Genomic DNA, 338 nt, shown 5'->3' with positions numbered 1-338 from the left:
GTTGGGGTGGTGTTGTGGGTTGTGTGGTGGTGTGGGGTGGGGTGTGTGGGGTGGGGTGGGTTTTTGTGTTTTTGGTGGTGTGTTGTTTTTTTGTGGTTGGGGTGGTGTGGGTGGGTGTTGGGGGGGGGGGGGGGGGGGGGGGGGGGTGGGTTTTTTTTTGTTTTTTTTTTGTTTTTTGGTTAGGGTGGGGGGGTGTGTTGTGTGGGTGTGGGTGTTTGTGTGGTTGTGGGGGTGTTGGGGGGGGGGGGGGGGGGGGGGGGGGGGCTCTCCCGGGTCCGTACCGCTAGGGGGTCTTCAGTTTTTTGTGGGGGGGGGGCCCCGGCCCCCCCCCCCCCCCC

At 64.2% G+C, this 338-nt stretch carries 1 protein-coding gene; it reads left to right on the top strand.

Features of this window, described 5'->3' with window-relative positions; translation table 11 throughout:
• Positions 1-183, top strand: a 183-nt coding sequence (locus PUR71_RS41110; protein ID WP_329925256.1) for a hypothetical protein, incomplete at its 5' end; no start/stop codon positions are given.
• Between the last annotated feature and the right edge of the window lie 155 nt (positions 184-338).

The sequence above is a fragment of the Streptomyces sp. SP17BM10 genome, assembly GCF_036322405.1.
Lineage (GTDB): Bacteria > Actinomycetota > Actinomycetes > Streptomycetales > Streptomycetaceae > Kitasatospora.
Note: the sequence above shows the minus strand (reverse complement) of the source record. Positions and strands in the feature narration are given on the sequence as shown.